General features: G+C 50.1%; 15 protein-coding genes. 12 read left to right on the forward strand and 3 right to left on the reverse strand.

The features are described 5' to 3' along the window. Positions 1–106: 106 nt before the first annotated feature. Positions 107–1,477: a sigma-54-dependent transcriptional regulator gene (locus CRO74_RS13590; RefSeq protein WP_097126591.1), complete on the forward strand. Its 1,371-nt coding sequence runs from the start codon at positions 107–109 to the stop codon at positions 1,475–1,477. On the opposite strand, the gene CRO74_RS13595 is transcribed toward CRO74_RS13590, so the two are convergent. Genes CRO74_RS13595 through CRO74_RS13605 form a run of 3 tightly spaced genes read right to left on the reverse strand, consistent with a single transcriptional unit; the run spans position 1,474 to position 2,818 of the window. Further along, positions 1,474–1,797, reverse strand: coding sequence for a type II toxin-antitoxin system RelE/ParE family toxin (locus CRO74_RS13595; RefSeq protein ID WP_097126592.1), 324 nt, complete (start codon positions 1,795–1,797; stop codon positions 1,474–1,476). The two genes, CRO74_RS13590 and CRO74_RS13595, sit on opposite strands and share 4 nt — an antisense overlap. After that, positions 1,794–2,018: a hypothetical protein gene (locus CRO74_RS13600; RefSeq protein ID WP_097126593.1), complete on the reverse strand. Its 225-nt coding sequence runs from the start codon at positions 2,016–2,018 to the stop codon at positions 1,794–1,796. Before CRO74_RS13600 ends, CRO74_RS13595 begins: the two co-directional genes overlap by 4 nt. A 59-nt stretch (positions 2,019–2,077) precedes the next feature. Further along, positions 2,078–2,818 carry a lysophospholipid acyltransferase family protein gene (locus tag CRO74_RS13605; RefSeq protein WP_097126594.1) on the reverse strand — a complete coding sequence of 247 codons (741 nt, stop codon included), beginning with the start codon at positions 2,816–2,818 and terminating at the stop codon, positions 2,078–2,080. A gap of 161 nt (positions 2,819–2,979) precedes the next feature. Between CRO74_RS13605 and CRO74_RS13610 the strand changes: the two genes are divergently transcribed. From CRO74_RS13610 to CRO74_RS13660, 11 genes are all read left to right on the forward strand, one after another. Continuing rightward, entirely contained in the window at positions 2,980–3,957 is a 978-nt protein-coding gene (locus CRO74_RS13610) for an acyl-ACP desaturase (RefSeq protein WP_179830195.1), read from the forward strand. A gap of 1 nt (position 3,958) precedes the next feature. Further along, a complete protein-coding gene (locus tag CRO74_RS13615) occupies positions 3,959–5,326 on the forward strand; it encodes a sensor histidine kinase (RefSeq protein WP_097126596.1) in 1,368 nt (455 codons plus the stop codon). A 36-nt stretch (positions 5,327–5,362) separates the two neighbouring features. Further along, complete coding sequence (locus CRO74_RS13620) at positions 5,363–5,671, forward strand: nucleotidyltransferase family protein (RefSeq protein ID WP_097126597.1); 309 nt, start codon at positions 5,363–5,365, stop codon at positions 5,669–5,671. Next, complete coding sequence (locus CRO74_RS13625) at positions 5,664–6,002, forward strand: HepT-like ribonuclease domain-containing protein (RefSeq protein ID WP_097126598.1); 339 nt, start codon at positions 5,664–5,666, stop codon at positions 6,000–6,002. Before CRO74_RS13620 ends, CRO74_RS13625 begins: the two co-directional genes overlap by 8 nt. A 205-nt stretch (positions 6,003–6,207) precedes the next feature. Next, on the forward strand, positions 6,208–6,447 hold the full coding sequence (locus CRO74_RS13630; protein WP_097126599.1) for a DUF433 domain-containing protein: 240 nt from the start codon (positions 6,208–6,210) through the stop codon (positions 6,445–6,447). A gap of 6 nt (positions 6,448–6,453) precedes the next feature. Then, complete coding sequence (locus CRO74_RS13635; RefSeq protein WP_097126600.1) at positions 6,454–6,810, forward strand: DUF5615 family PIN-like protein; 357 nt, start codon at positions 6,454–6,456, stop codon at positions 6,808–6,810. A 74-nt stretch (positions 6,811–6,884) separates the two neighbouring features. Further along, positions 6,885–8,363 carry a DUF3375 family protein gene (locus CRO74_RS13640; RefSeq protein ID WP_097126601.1) on the forward strand — a complete coding sequence of 493 codons (1,479 nt, stop codon included), beginning with the start codon at positions 6,885–6,887 and terminating at the stop codon, positions 8,361–8,363. Between the two features lie 117 nt (positions 8,364–8,480). Continuing rightward, a complete protein-coding gene (locus tag CRO74_RS13645; RefSeq protein WP_097126602.1) occupies positions 8,481–8,687 on the forward strand; it encodes a hypothetical protein in 207 nt (68 codons plus the stop codon). 60 nt (positions 8,688–8,747) lie between these two features. Continuing rightward, entirely contained in the window at positions 8,748–9,332 is a 585-nt protein-coding gene (locus tag CRO74_RS13650; RefSeq protein WP_097126603.1) for a DUF4194 domain-containing protein, read from the forward strand. Further along, the gene (locus tag CRO74_RS13655; protein WP_097126604.1) at positions 9,316–12,789 is read left to right on the forward strand and encodes an ATP-binding protein; all 3,474 of its coding nucleotides are present in this window, start codon (positions 9,316–9,318) and stop codon (positions 12,787–12,789) included. The genes CRO74_RS13650 and CRO74_RS13655 overlap by 17 nt, the downstream gene beginning before the upstream one ends. Continuing rightward, positions 12,786–13,916, forward strand: a complete 1,131-nt coding sequence (locus tag CRO74_RS13660) for a Wadjet anti-phage system protein JetD domain-containing protein (protein ID WP_097126605.1) — start codon at positions 12,786–12,788, stop codon at positions 13,914–13,916. Before CRO74_RS13655 ends, CRO74_RS13660 begins: the two co-directional genes overlap by 4 nt. The last annotated feature ends 13 nt before the right edge of the window (positions 13,917–13,929 follow it).

A 13,929-nucleotide genomic window follows, 5' to 3' on the forward strand; every position in this document is an offset into this window, starting at 1 on the left:
GACCGCTTAACGACTTTTAACAGGTCAAAGTACGGAAGAAAACCGTAATTCGTTGTTGAATCGGTGCCCTGATGCAACAAATCGTTTCGACTTCTATCTTTGGTCTATGCAAGATGCTAAACTCTTACTCGTCGATGATGATCCCGACGTATTACTGGCGGCCCGGCTGTTGCTAAAAAGGCACGTTGGCGCGGTAGACATCGAGAAAAACCCTGAAAAACTGCCTTTTCTCCTCAATAACAACCGCTATGACGCCATCGTGCTCGATATGAATTTCCAGCGCGATGTGAGCAGTGGTCGGGAGGGGTTTGCGTGGCTCGACCGTATTCTGGACATCGACCCCAAAGCGCGGGTCGTGCTGTTTACGGCCTATGGCGATGTGGAAATGGCAGTGCGGGCTATCAAAGCCGGAGCCGTCGATTTTGTGCTGAAACCCTGGCAAAACGATAAGTTTCTGGACACCATTCGTGGCGCTGTGAATGGAAAAAAAGAAGAGACCGAAGAGCGGGAAGATGCGCAAAAAACGGGTCGGAAAAAGTCGGCTACGGGCGGTACCTCCATCATTGGCAGTGCCATGAGACCGGTTTTGGAGACCGTAGAGCAGGTGGCGCCTACGGATGCCAATGTCCTGATTCTGGGTGAGAACGGTACGGGTAAAGACCTGGTGGCGCGCGCTATTCACGAAAACTCCCACCGGAAAGATAAGCCCTTCGTGAGTGTGGATGTGGGGGCGTTGACCGAAAGCCTGTTCGAGAGTGAGTTGTTCGGTCACGTGAAAGGTGCCTTTACCGATGCCCGTGACGACCGCGCCGGACGATTTGAAGAAGCCAATGGCGGCACTATATTTCTGGACGAAATCGGGAATCTCACGCCTTCGCAGCAAGCCCGTTTGCTAACGGTGCTGCAACAGCGGCAGGTAACCCGCGTAGGTTCCAACAAAGCCCGTTCGCTGGATGTACGGCTCATTTGCGCGACCAACGCTGATTTGAACGAGCGGGTAGCCGAGCGCGGTTTCCGGCAGGATTTGCTCTATCGCATCAATACCATTGAACTACATTTGCCACCCCTGCGCGAGCGGCCTTCTGATATTGGCCCCTTAGCCGAGTTCTTCCTGAAAAAATACGCGAAACAGTATAATCGGTCGGTAACGGGCCTAAGTCCGGCGTTGCTGGCTGACATGAAGCAATACCGCTGGCCGGGGAATGTTCGGGAGTTGCAACATGCGGTGGAGCGGGCGGTTATTCTGGCACGGCCGGAATTGGCATCGGGCACGCTACTTGAGCCGGGAAATTTCGTGTTTCGGAAAGATGGTAATGCGGCTTCCCCCGTCAATGAAACCCTGCAACTGGAAGATATGGAGCGGCAACTGATTCAGCAGGCGATGCAAAAACACCGGGGCAGCATTACCGACGTGGCGCGGGAGTTGGGCGTATCGCGGCAGGCGCTGTACCGGCGGCTGGAGAAGTTTGGACTTTAGAGGTCGGATTCAAGATTACCTTTGTTTCGGCTGGTGTGGTATACATCCAGAAAAATAAGAGTAGTGCCATCAATTCGATAAATAACCGCATAGCTGCGTTTGAAAATGGCCCGTCTGTAAGAGCCGTCCGTAGTTTTCATTACATCGTATTCAACAAAAGCGTATGGATTAAGCGGAATCCGTTCGGCAACGAAATTCATTAACGCAGAGGTCAATTGGCGTCCCCGTTTGACCGAAAATTGACCAACGTATTCTTGAATAAGCGCAACTTGTTCCAAAAAGAAATCGGTAAAAATTAACTCCCAATCCGTTACGTTCATAAACCAAGTTTTGCTTTGGCTTCTTCAAATGAGTACCGTGTTCCTTGTTCTGATTTTTGAATACGGTTTACGAGTTCATGGTCAGTTAAATCTGGTCCCTCGGCAGAAAATGAGTCTGGACGATCAAATTCGATAATATGTTTTTGAGCCAATGCGGTTAAAATAGACATGACGAAATCCTGATCTTCATCCGCTAAAATATTCACTTCCACCGTAGTCATATCGCTGTTTTTTTATGAAATATACTACTTCAGCGCCTTGAATCCAAACGAGTATAGTCCTAAATAATGTGCTTTAACTCCTCCGTAATCGCTTCCTGCGCCAGTTTAACAACCTCGTCGGCGGTGCGGCCAGCGGGTTCAATGCCGGCTAATACCGTCCACGACATTTTAGAAAACGATCGGAGTGGAAACATGCCTTTGGGATTAAAATGACCCGTTCCGCGAATGGTAATGGGTACCACAAGGGCAGCCGGTGCCCGCTTCATCAGCGTCGCCACGCCACCCGTTACAAAGGGACGCATCTGGCCCGACGCCGAGCGGGTACCTTCGGGGAAAATCACTGCCGAAAGGTTCTGTTGCTGAATGAGCTTTCCTAAACGGGCAATTTCCACAATGGCCTGTTTGGGATCTTTGCGGTCAATGAGGGCCGCGCCACTTTTACGCAGGTTATACGAAACGCCGGGAATGCCGTGCGCTATCTCGATTTTAGAAACAAACGTGGGCGTATGTGGACGCAGGAACCAGATAATGGGTGAAATGTCGAACATGCTCTGGTGATTGGCAACAAAAATAATGGGCCGGTCGGTGGGGAGCGTGGTGAGCGGCCGAAAACGGATGGTGCTGCCGGTCAAGTACCAGCCGTAGGCAATGCAGGCATTCATCCAGTCGACCGTTTTTTTGTGGGCCGGGCGGCCAAAGAAGTTAAAGGCGGTTGCCTGAGCGACATGAAAAACACACAATACCAATCCGAAATAAAGGAGGTAAACGCAGCTTAATACGTAATCTAAAACTTTTTTCATAGGGCCTACAGGCGTGAGCAAAGCGGCTAGTATAGCCCAAAAATAACAAGGAGTCGTTTATAGTCGGGAAGAAAAACGAAAGCGAATCGAAAACATCGACTCTTTTCGCCGAACTTTGCCGAATGTTGGGATAATTTGCCCCCTTTCATTGTTACTTATTCATGATATTATCTGGCACACGTTTGGACGTAATGCGATTCGTTGGCGAAAAGATCGACGCATCGGTGGATGAATTTCTTAAACCAATCGAAACCAATTGGCAGCCCGCCGATTTGCTTCCTGATTCCACGAAAGAGTCATTCTTAGACGAAGTCAAATTACTCCGTGAAAGCACCCGCGAGCTCTCCTACGATTACGTAGCCGTGCTGGTGGGCGATACCATTACGGAAGAAGCTCTGCCAACGTACGAATCGTGGCTGATGGATATGGAAGGCATCGAACAGGGCAGCACGTCGGGCTGGACGCGCTGGATTCGTAGCTGGACGGCCGAAGAAAACCGTCACGGCGACCTGCTGAACAAATTTCTGTACCTGTCGGGTCGGGTTAATATGCGGGCTATGGAAGTATCGACGCAATACCTCATTGCCGATGGTTTCGACATTGGTACCGGCAAAGACCCCTACCGGAACTTCGTCTACACCTCCTTTCAGGAACTGGCTACCAACGTATCGCACCGCCGGACGGCCACGCTGGCCAAGCAGGCCGGCTGCAACCAGTTGTCGAAAATTTGCGGAGTCATTGCGTCCGACGAAATGCGCCATGCCAAAGCCTATAAAGATTTTGTGCGGCAGATTTTCGAAGTCGACCCTTCCGAAATGATGCTGGCTTTTGAAGACATGATGCGCAAGAAGATTGTGATGCCTGCTCACTTCCTCCGCGAAAGTGGGGTGAAAATTGGCGACACGTTCAGCCATTTTTCGGATGCCGCCCAGCGCCTGGGGGTTTACACCACCTATGATTACATCGAAATTGCCGAAGCCCTGCTGGTCGACTGGAAAATAGACGCCATGACGGATCTGAACGATGCCGGACAGCGTGCCCGCGATTATGTGATGGCCTTACCGGCCCGTTTGCGTCGGATTGCCGAACGGACCAAGGTGCCTACACTTGAGTATCCATTTAGTTGGATTGCCGGGTAGTATGAATCGATTCGCCCTCGGTATAGGCTGGCGTATCGTCGGCATTGTTGGCCTTACCGGGGCGATCACCTATTTTTATCTTCAGCAGGCGGCCGGGATATTGCTCTTTCCCTTTTTCATTGCCCACATCGTCTTATCGGTCAATCTGTACCGATATGTAACGAGTGTAAACCGCAAGCTGACGCGTTTCCTAGAGTCGGTTCGCTACTCCGATTTCGCCGTTGCTTTTCGCGCCGACAGCAACCTCGGGCCGTCTTTTCACGAATTGAACGACCAGTTCAACGAAGTGCTGGATGCCTTTCGGCAGGCGCGGGCCGAGAAAGAAGCCAACCTCCATTACGTCAACACCATTGTTCAGCACGTGAGTGTTGGCCTGCTCACCTTCGATGCCACGGGGCAGGTCGAACTGGTGAACCAAACGGCCCTGCGGCTGCTGGGTATTTACCGGCTTCGCACCCTAAACGACCTCAAGGCTACCCACCCTGATCTGGCCGATATGCTCCGGGCATCGACAGCTTCATCGACGCCCGTATCGTACCAGACCGGTACCGATGGCGAACTGTCGGTTCGTTGCACGGCGGTTCGGCTGCGGGGGCGGCTCGTAACGGTAGCATCCATGCAAAATATCCGCTCGGAGTTGCAGCAGCGCGAACTCGATGCCTGGCAAAACCTGACGAAGGTGCTGCGGCACGAGATCATGAACTCCATCACGCCGATTGTGTCGCTGGCGGGCACCATGCGCGATATTGTTGAAACGGACCTGGTGCCGCTCTCCCTGCCTGAATACAAAGGGCAGCAATCTGCGGCTGAATCGGCCTTTGTGGCCGAATCCGTCAACGACCTGCGCGACGCCCTGACCACGATTGAACAGCGAGGGGCGGGCATTATGCAGTTTGTGGATGCGTACCGGCATTTTACGACCATTCCACAACCCATTATGGCCGATGTACCGGTCGACCAGCTCGTTCGTAATGTAGCGCATTTGATGCAGGCCGACGCGCATAAGCACCAGGTAGCTATCTCGGTATCGTCGCCCAATCTGGCTATCCGGGCCGATGCTGCCCAGATCGAAATGGTGCTGCTGAACCTGATAAAGAATGCCGTTGAGAGCCTGGGAAAAACCCCTAATCCAACCATCCGGATCGAAGCCGAAGCCGTGGGGCCACGCGTTGTTATCCGCGTGACCGACAATGGTGCCGGTATTGAACCCGAAGCGCTGGAGCAGATTTTCATCCCCTTCTATACGACCAAGAAAACCGGCTCGGGCATCGGGCTGAGTCTTTCCCGCCAGATCATGCAGCTCCATAACGGCCAGCTCACCGCCCACTCCCAGCCCGGCGAGGGCAGCACGTTTAGTCTGGTGTTTTGAAGAAATTCGTTATACTTACAGACTAAAACTATTAATATGATTAATGCCGTCTTAGCGAATAAACTACCCGTAGTGACTCAAATTCTGCGGGAGAATGGCGTCAAAAGGGCGTATGCATTTGGATCGGTTTGCACTGACCAGTTCAACGAAGCCAGTGATATCGACTTATTGATTGCGTTCGACGATACCCTCGATCCTATACAGTATGGTGATAATTACTTTACGATTGCCCATGCCTTGGAGAGCGCGTTAAAGCGTTCGGTCGATTTGGTGACGGAGCGGTCGTTGAAAAATCCATACTTCATTGCCATGCTTGAGCGGACAAAAACAGCTATTTATGAATGAGGATGTACGAAAGTGGTTGGTAGATATTCTGGAAGCGATTGACCACATAGATGTTCATTTAGGCGGCCAACGGGACTTTACGATCTATCAGAACAGCATAACCATTCAACGTGCCGTTGAACGAGAAATTGAAATTATCGGAGAAGCGACAAATCGAATTTTAAAAGTAAACGATTCAATTGCTATCTCGAACGCTCGGCGAATCGTTGATTTGCGAAATCGTGTTATTCATGCGTATGATGCTGTGGATGAAGTAATCGTGTGGAGCGTTGTCATCAAAAGTCTTCCGTTATTGAAGCAAGAGATTGAACACCTTTTGGCCGAAAAATAAAGGTTTTCCTCTATAGATTATTAGAACTGGCAAGGAAACCGTTTCGAGCGTCGCGCTGAGCCTGTCGCGCCAGCTCACCGCCGACTCCAAACCCGGCGAGGGCAGCACGTTTAGTCTGGTATTTTGAGTTGTCTACTTTACATAGCTGCCACCAACAGCACATAGAGAATAAAATGTTGTAGCTTCGTTAAAACGTTTGTGTGACATGGAAAATCTACTTGCTCGCGTAACCCTGAATCCGGCTGTTAGTCAGGGTAAACCAACGCTTCGGAATATGCGATTCACGGTAGCGCAACTGTTAGAGCTGTTGGCCGCTGGCATGACGAACGAGGAAATTCTGTCCGACTATCCTTATCTGGAAGAAGCCGATATTCATGCGGCTTTGTTGTATGCTGCCCACATTGCCAATGCTCGAACGATTATTAATCTAACGATTGCCTCCTAACTGGTCGTGCTAAAGTTTATTGTTGATACACAATTGCCGCCGATGTTAGCCACCTATCTACGCTGGAAAGGATTTGACGCAATTCATACAACACACTTTCCGGAAGGTCATCTACTACAAGATGCCGAAATTGGTAGAATTGCTCTTGAAGAGAACCGAATTATCATCACCAAAGATTCAGATTTTCCTGATGCGTTTTTCCTGAAAGGAGCGCCACCCCGCATTGTTTATATTCGACTTGGTAACACACGAAACCGCGAATTGACTGCTTTTTTAGAAGCTCGATGGCAAATGATTGAAGAACTGTTGATTCAGGACTCAGGTATGATTGTATTAAGTCAGGAGCAAATTATCAGCTATTAGGCGGGTAGTACGTTTAGTCTGGTGTTTTGAAGAAATTCGTTATACTTACAGAAACGTTAAAACGCCAGAGTGACATGGAAGCGGTATCAAATGTGAACTACCCACGCTACCAGTCTTTTTTCAACGCAGATCGAACACCCGTTCCGATTAAAGTACTTCGTAGTCGCAACCCGGCTTTGGTGTTATGCTTCTTGCAGGAAGCCTTTAAAACGGAAAATTATTCGCCCGCACTGACCAACGAACGATTGGTGGGTAATCTGGCTGATTTTCTTGAAATCTGGGGCGACGCTGATGACGATAGCCTTACCAGCGTTGTGATGGGGTTCGATGAGAAAGCTACCAAGCTTATTAAGGATTGGGTTCGCGAAGGTTACCTGACGCTCTACACCAATGATCAGGGCGATGATTTGCACTCGCTCACACCCGACATAGAAACCGTGCTCGACTGGGTAGCATCGCTAATGCAGAAACGCAGTTTCGTCGGTACTGAATCCCGCTTTTTAGATATTATCAAAAAACTGCGTGAACTGGTACAGAACACGTCCGAAGACTGGCGGGTGAAAGTGGCCGAATTAGAGCAACAAAAACTAGCGATTGACGAGCAGATCCGGGTGCTGACGATGACTCAGACGGTACAGACGTTTGCTGATTATCAGGTGAAAGAGCGGTTTCAGGAAGTAAACGTCGTAGCGCGCAGCCTCATGCGCGACTTTCGGGAAGTGGAAGATCGGTTTCAGTTTATATATCGAGAAATTGTTCAGAAACAATCGGCTGTTGATCAGACTAAAGGCAGCTTGCTAGGATACGCGCTTGATGCGCTCGATGAACTCCGCCAAACCGACGAAGGTCGTAGTTTCGAGGGGTTCTATCACCACCTGACCGACCCAATGCAGAAGGCTGAATTAGACGAGCTCATTCGGAGAGTGTTCGATTTGCTAACCGAACGAGGTCTGCCGCCCGACGATACATTTATCCGAAAAATCAAATTCTATCTCCATACCGAAGGGCAGAAAGTGAATGACTCATTCCACCTGCTGGCGAAGAAACTGGAGAAGGTTATTTCGGAGAAAAATATCCGTGAACGCCGGAAATCGCTGACGCTCATCAATGAAATTCGCACGCTGGCCTTTACCGCAATGGATAACCCACCCAAAGACGATGCGTTCTTAACGGTCGATGGAAAGGCTGACTATCTGTCTAACGATTCGACCGTATCGTTGCAGGAGCGGGAAACCCGAATTGTGCCCCGTGCATTGGCTTTGGCCAATAACGACGAGGCCGACTCGGGAGTAGAAGCTTTGGTGAATCAGACAGTTATCGACAAATCGGTTTTGCTGGCTAATATCCGATTTCTGTTACGTACGCAACCGCAGGTGACGCTCCGGGAAGTAGTTGACGAGTTTGGATTGAAATACGGTCTGTCGGAGTTGATGGCGTATGGGAGTCTGGCCGCATCGTCGGCGAAACACGTGCTTAACGACACTCGGCGCGACACCTATGCCATTGCCAGCAATCGCCGGGTCGAATTCCCGGAAATTATTTTTTGCCGTTAACTATTCATCAGAAGGTTTGATTGGTGAAACTGGCAAGAGAGGGGAGGATGAACCTAAAAAAGCTGTAGTTTCGTTATATATCGGTGTCATATACAGAAGCAAGTAAACAATAAGGCCATGAATCCAGCAGCACTCCGTCAGGGTATCAGCTACGTAACGAATAGTAAAGGCGAAAAAACGGCTCTTCAATTGGACTTAACAAACAAGGCCGTTCAGGAAATTGTCGAGGATCTTATCGATACATTAGATGCTATGGAACGACGGGATGAACCCAAACGGTCTTTCGCAGACATTAAGCAGGAAATACTGTCTATTAAAGATTGATCATCGTAAAGATGTTTATGAATAGGTTGGTATATAGATATTTATCGTCGCTTGCTCCCTATGCATAAACCCTACGCATCAGTTATTGTCAAGCTCTTGCAGTCGCACGCCATTTATGACGACGACCGCACGTACTGGGTACTACTCGACCAATATGAAACGGCCGTTCGGGACTATTTTCAGGTTATCGGGATCAACCTCGACCTGAACCGACGCGAAGGATATGCCCGGTTGATTCAGAAAGAATTTGCTGAAGACGAAGGTAATCCACCCATCAAACTCATTCGCAAGGTGTCGTTGAATTATGAGCTGAGTTTGCTTTGCGTCTTGCTGCGCGAATGGCTCGAAGAGCATGAAGTTAGTAATCACCTGAGTAGCAGTCGGCTGTTTGTGACGCGGGAACAACTGCGTGACCGTATCGAGCTGTTCTTCAAGAATCAACCAAACCGAAAGGCATTGTTGAGCAAATTAGACGGTTTGATTGAGAAGTTAGTAGACAATGGTTTCCTGAAACAAACCCGCAAAGACGAAACCAACCCCGACAATACGCAATATGAGGTGAAGTCGCTCCTGAAAGCAAAGTTGACCAACGATAAACTGGACGAGTTTCGAACTAAGCTTTTAGCCTATGTGGAGTCTATTTGATACCTCAGGCCGACAGGACGCGCGGGCAGGCTACCGGCTCAAAACCCTTGAAATCTTCAACTGGGGTACCTTTCACGAAGGAGAGGATAACGAAGGCCGCAAGAAAGGAGAGATCTGGAAACTATCGCTTAATGGGCAGAATACGCTGCTGACTGGTGCCAACGGCTCGGGCAAAACGACCTTGGTGGATGGGTTACTGGCCTTACTGGTTAACCCGCAGAAACGGTTCTTTAACCAGTCGTCAGGTGCTAAAAGCAGTAAGGAACGTAGCGAAGAATCGTATGTGGAGGGCCATTACGGACGAACGCAAAACGAGGATCAACAAAATTCACGGGTCGAGAAATTACGTCCCAACCGTTTCGAGACGTATTCCATCATTCTTGGGGTATTTACGAATGAAGGAGCGGGTAGTGTACCCATTACGCTGGCGCAGGTCCGCTGGTTTACCGGCAGCGGATTACAGCGAAAGTATCTGGTAGCTAAACTCGAACTTAACATTGCCGAGCATATCCAGTTCAGCACCGATGGCAACTGGCTTCGAAAACTCAAACGCCAATCTGGCGACCGCATTGAAGATTTTGACACATTCCCTAAGTATGCCACGGCTTTTCAGCGGTTGTTTGGTATGCGCAGCGAAAAAGCACTGACCCTCTTCAATCAGACCGTGGGCATGAAAGTGCTGGGCGATCTGGACGAGTTTATTCGAACCAACATGCTCGAAGAAAGCGATGCCGAAGCCGCCTTCAAAAAGCTGATGGACAACTACCAAACGCTACTCACGGCCTATCAGGCTCTCGAAAAAGCCCGTACCCAGCTCAACCTGCTTGAGCCTGTTTACAAACTAAGCCACCAGTACCACACGCTGGCTCAGTCGATCACAGCCACGAACGCCCAGTGTCAACTACTGGAACCCTGGTTTGCCCGGCAGCAAGTCCGAATTTGGGGCGAAGAACTGAGCCGCCAGAACCGTGAGCTCGACCAGCTTGGTGATAAACTGACAATCCAGGAGCAGGCGTGGCAGAACGCTGATGATAAGCGGGTTAAACTGGAAATTAGTCTGGCTAACAATCAAACAGAGCAGGAAATCAAGGATTTAGACAAAGAGATTCGGGCGCTCGAAAAAGCCAAAAAAGAAAAGGAGGATAATGTAAAAGATTACAATCGGCTGGCTCGTCCGCTGAATTTTACGGAAAATCCCGATGAAGCTACGTTTCGTGAAAATATGGAACAAGCTGTGGCGTTGCAAACAACCCTGGCCGACGATAAGAAGCATCTTAACGAACAGCGATTTACGAGTCGTACGAAGGCGAATGACCTGAAAAAGACCTTCGAGACGCTCACCGAAGAGATTCGACAACTGCAAAACAGCACAGGTAAAGTAACAGGTCGTCCGGCAGCTATCCGGCAGGAAATTCTGGTTGCTGTGGGGGCTACCGAAGCGGAAATTCCGTTTATGGCCGAAGTCATACAGGTACAAGCTGATGAAAAGCTGCTTTGGAACGATGCCATCGAAAAAGTACTGCACAATACGGGTCTGGATTTGTTGGTGCCCGATGCGTATTACTCCGCCGTGAATGCTTACATCAATGCCCAGCGAGATCTGAAGGGTAAAGTGGTGTTTCACCGCGTAACGGGTAAGGTCTCGAGGCCGCTTTTCCCTGATCCGAGAGCGTTGGTGACGAAACTGGAATTTAATACGAAAAGTCAGTATGCGGCTTGGGTGGAAAACCATATTGCCAGACGCTTCAACTACCTATGTACGGAGAGCCAGACCGAGTTTGAACGGGCCGAAAAAGCGTTGCTACCCTCTGGCCTAAACCGGAACAAAGATCGGCATGAACGTGACGATTCGCCCGCCCGCAGCCACATTCTGGGCTGGGATAACCGCGAACTCCTGCGCGACAAACAACGTAACGCCCGCGAACTTCATGACAGCATAAGTAAACTCGAAAAGACGCTCAGTAGTCTTGAAACAGAGCTTACTAAGCTAGAAGACAACCAGAAACGGGTATCGCTTTTTCTGGCGATTAAGCAGTTTTCGAAACTTGACTGGCAAGCCGACGTGCTTAACATTGCTGACCTGTCGAAGCAAAAAGCATCGTTGGAAAACTCTAGTCAAGCCTTGAAAACCTTGCGGGAACAGCTCGACGGCCTAAAGAAGTCACTTACTACGCTGACCGAAGAGAAAAATCATACTCGTGATGAATTTAGGGATACGGAACAGCGTATTCGGGCGCTAACAAATGAGCAGCGAACGGCCGAACGACTGTTAGCTACGTTCGATTCCAATGATCTCGACGCCGACTTGACGAAACTAACCGACTTAACCCGTGACGTAACGCTTACGTATACTCAGTTTGGAACGCAGAAAGAGCAGTTCGAACGGAAAGTAACGGAAACCATTAACGGGCTGGCCGGTCAGAAAACGAGCCTTGAACGGAGTATTCGGATAGCGATGGTCGATTTTAAGTCGCCGGGCAAAGACGTTCGGGCCACGTTTACCGATTGGGATACCGACACCTACGATCTGAAAACCGAAATCGACCAATTGCCCGAATACATCGACCGCTATCAGCAAATTCGGGACGATAATTTGGTAGAATTGGAAAATCGTTTCCGAGACGAGTTCAAAAGCGGAGCCACCAAAGCCCTAACCGATTACTGCAACGCCTTAGAACTACAGCACGACCGGATCTGCGAAACCATTGACCAGATCAACGGCTCGCTGCGAAATATTGCTTTCAACTTAAATCCCGATACATACATTCAATTGGAGCGCACCGACACCCGGCGGCCTCGTATTCGCGATTTTCGGTTTAGCAAACTAACGAGCTGGCAACCCGACCGCACGCAAATTGCCTTGGCTGATAACCCTAAAGAAGCCGAAATCGACCATTTTGTCAACCGGATTCAACCCTTCATCCGCGAGTTACAGGCCGACGAGAGATGGCGTCAGGAAGTAACGGATGTGCGCAACTGGTCAGAGTTCAAGGCCCGCGAGTATTTTATGGCTGATAAAGCACCCAGGCCCGGCGGTAGTTACGAAAGTTCGGGGAGTTTGTCGGGTGGCGAAGCGGCTCAATTAGCCTATACGGTGCTTGGAGCCGCTATTGCGCATCAGTTTGGTATCCACCGCGGTGGCGGACCACGCAATGGCGGACCAAGCGATGGGCATAGTCACCGGTCGTTTCGGTTCATTGTCGTCGATGAAGCGTTCAGTAAATTAGATGAGGACAAGTCGAAGTACCTGCTGCAACTTTGCCAGGGGCTGGGCCTGCAACTGATGGTTGTAACGCCCCTAACCTCGATTCACTTGCTCGAAAACGACGTATCGGTGATTCACTGGGTAACGAAATCGCAGAAAGACCGGCGCAAATCGACCGTGCGCGACATTCCCATTCTGGAATACCGCGACAAAAAGGAAAGCCTGCTGGCTGAAGCGACGGAAACTCCATGATAACCCTCGCCGACCTGTACCAGAAAGCCCTTCGCCGGTACGAAGCGGTACTTCGTGCGCATATAATCGGCGAAGACCCGTTCCCGATTGTAATACCCACCAATAAAACGCTGGATCGCCAGCGCGGGGCCGATGCCATTTTTGACCAACAGCGCGAGTTACTGCTTCACTCAAAAAACAAAACCGGTCAGGGCTACACCCTCGATCTGAAACTAAACCCCAAGACGAGCCAGAGCGAAATCCGAAAAATCAGCTTTGAGACATGCACCGACTTTCTGTACTTCATTCGGAAAGAAGCCGCCTATCAGGTATTTGTACAAGACATAGAGCGGATTCGGGTTGCATCACCTGCGTTGCTTCCTCTGGTTGAGCGAATACCCCGACTTGTGACGGAGCAGGCTGGCAAATGGTCCGATTTGCTGAAGGTAACGGCTTATTTTTTACAGAATCCGAAACCTCAGCAGTACGTTCGTAGCCTGCCGATTGCGCTGCCCACTAAGTTCATTGAAAACAACCGGCCTGTGCTGCGCACCCTACTCGACCATCTGATCCCGGAGCATCTGAACGCCGACGAAACGGATTTCTACAAACGCTTTCACCTGCACGTAGAGGAGCCACTGGTTAAAGTTCGGTTTCTGGATGCGTCCTTGCGAGTCCACCCCATGCTCTCGCACATCAGCGTATGGTTGAGTGAGTTTCGTACGTTGTGCCTGAGCGGAAGCCGCATATTCATCATCGAAAACCTAACTACTTTTCTGACCTTCCCAAGCCAGCCCGACAGCATCGCCATCTGGGGCGGTGGCTTTGCCGTTACCTTGCTGGGCGGCACCGATTGGCTCTATAACAAACAGCTTTACTACTGGGGTGACTTAGATGCCCACGGCTTCCTGATTCTGGACCAGTTCCGCAAACACTTCCCCCAAACGCAATCCCTGCTGATGGACCGCGCCACATTCGACGCCCACAAACATTTGAAAGGCAAAGGTGAAACAACGTCCGTAACGGAATTGCCTTATCTGACGCAAGAGGAGCGGGATTTGTTCGATTTGCTCAACCGCAACGGCTGGCGCGTGGAGCAGGAACGGCTGGGGGCGGAGTGGGTGAAGAAGGCGTTAAACTTTATGTAAATTGCAGAATAAA

Source organism: Spirosoma fluviale (assembly GCF_900230225.1).
Taxonomy (GTDB): domain Bacteria; phylum Bacteroidota; class Bacteroidia; order Cytophagales; family Spirosomataceae; genus Spirosoma; species Spirosoma fluviale.

Excerpts from the sequence above, each read along its gene's own strand:
- CRO74_RS13590 (WP_097126591.1), top strand. The coding sequence starts at position 107 with ATGCAAGATGCTAAACTCTTACTCGTCGATGATGATCCCGACGTATTA.
- CRO74_RS13595 (WP_097126592.1), bottom strand. The coding sequence starts at position 1,797 with ATGAACGTAACGGATTGGGAGTTAATTTTTACCGATTTCTTTTTGGAA.
- CRO74_RS13600 (WP_097126593.1), bottom strand. The coding sequence starts at position 2,018 with ATGACTACGGTGGAAGTGAATATTTTAGCGGATGAAGATCAGGATTTC.
- CRO74_RS13605 (WP_097126594.1), bottom strand. The coding sequence starts at position 2,818 with ATGAAAAAAGTTTTAGATTACGTATTAAGCTGCGTTTACCTCCTTTAT.
- CRO74_RS13610 (WP_179830195.1), top strand. The coding sequence starts at position 2,980 with ATGATATTATCTGGCACACGTTTGGACGTAATGCGATTCGTTGGCGAA.
- CRO74_RS13615 (WP_097126596.1), top strand. The coding sequence starts at position 3,959 with ATGAATCGATTCGCCCTCGGTATAGGCTGGCGTATCGTCGGCATTGTT.
- CRO74_RS13620 (WP_097126597.1), top strand. The coding sequence starts at position 5,363 with ATGATTAATGCCGTCTTAGCGAATAAACTACCCGTAGTGACTCAAATT.
- CRO74_RS13625 (WP_097126598.1), top strand. The coding sequence starts at position 5,664 with ATGAATGAGGATGTACGAAAGTGGTTGGTAGATATTCTGGAAGCGATT.
- CRO74_RS13630 (WP_097126599.1), top strand. The coding sequence starts at position 6,208 with ATGGAAAATCTACTTGCTCGCGTAACCCTGAATCCGGCTGTTAGTCAG.
- CRO74_RS13640 (WP_097126601.1), top strand. The coding sequence starts at position 6,885 with ATGGAAGCGGTATCAAATGTGAACTACCCACGCTACCAGTCTTTTTTC.
- CRO74_RS13645 (WP_097126602.1), top strand. The coding sequence starts at position 8,481 with ATGAATCCAGCAGCACTCCGTCAGGGTATCAGCTACGTAACGAATAGT.
- CRO74_RS13650 (WP_097126603.1), top strand. The coding sequence starts at position 8,748 with ATGCATAAACCCTACGCATCAGTTATTGTCAAGCTCTTGCAGTCGCAC.
- CRO74_RS13655 (WP_097126604.1), top strand. The coding sequence starts at position 9,316 with ATGTGGAGTCTATTTGATACCTCAGGCCGACAGGACGCGCGGGCAGGC.
- CRO74_RS13660 (WP_097126605.1), top strand. The coding sequence starts at position 12,786 with ATGATAACCCTCGCCGACCTGTACCAGAAAGCCCTTCGCCGGTACGAA.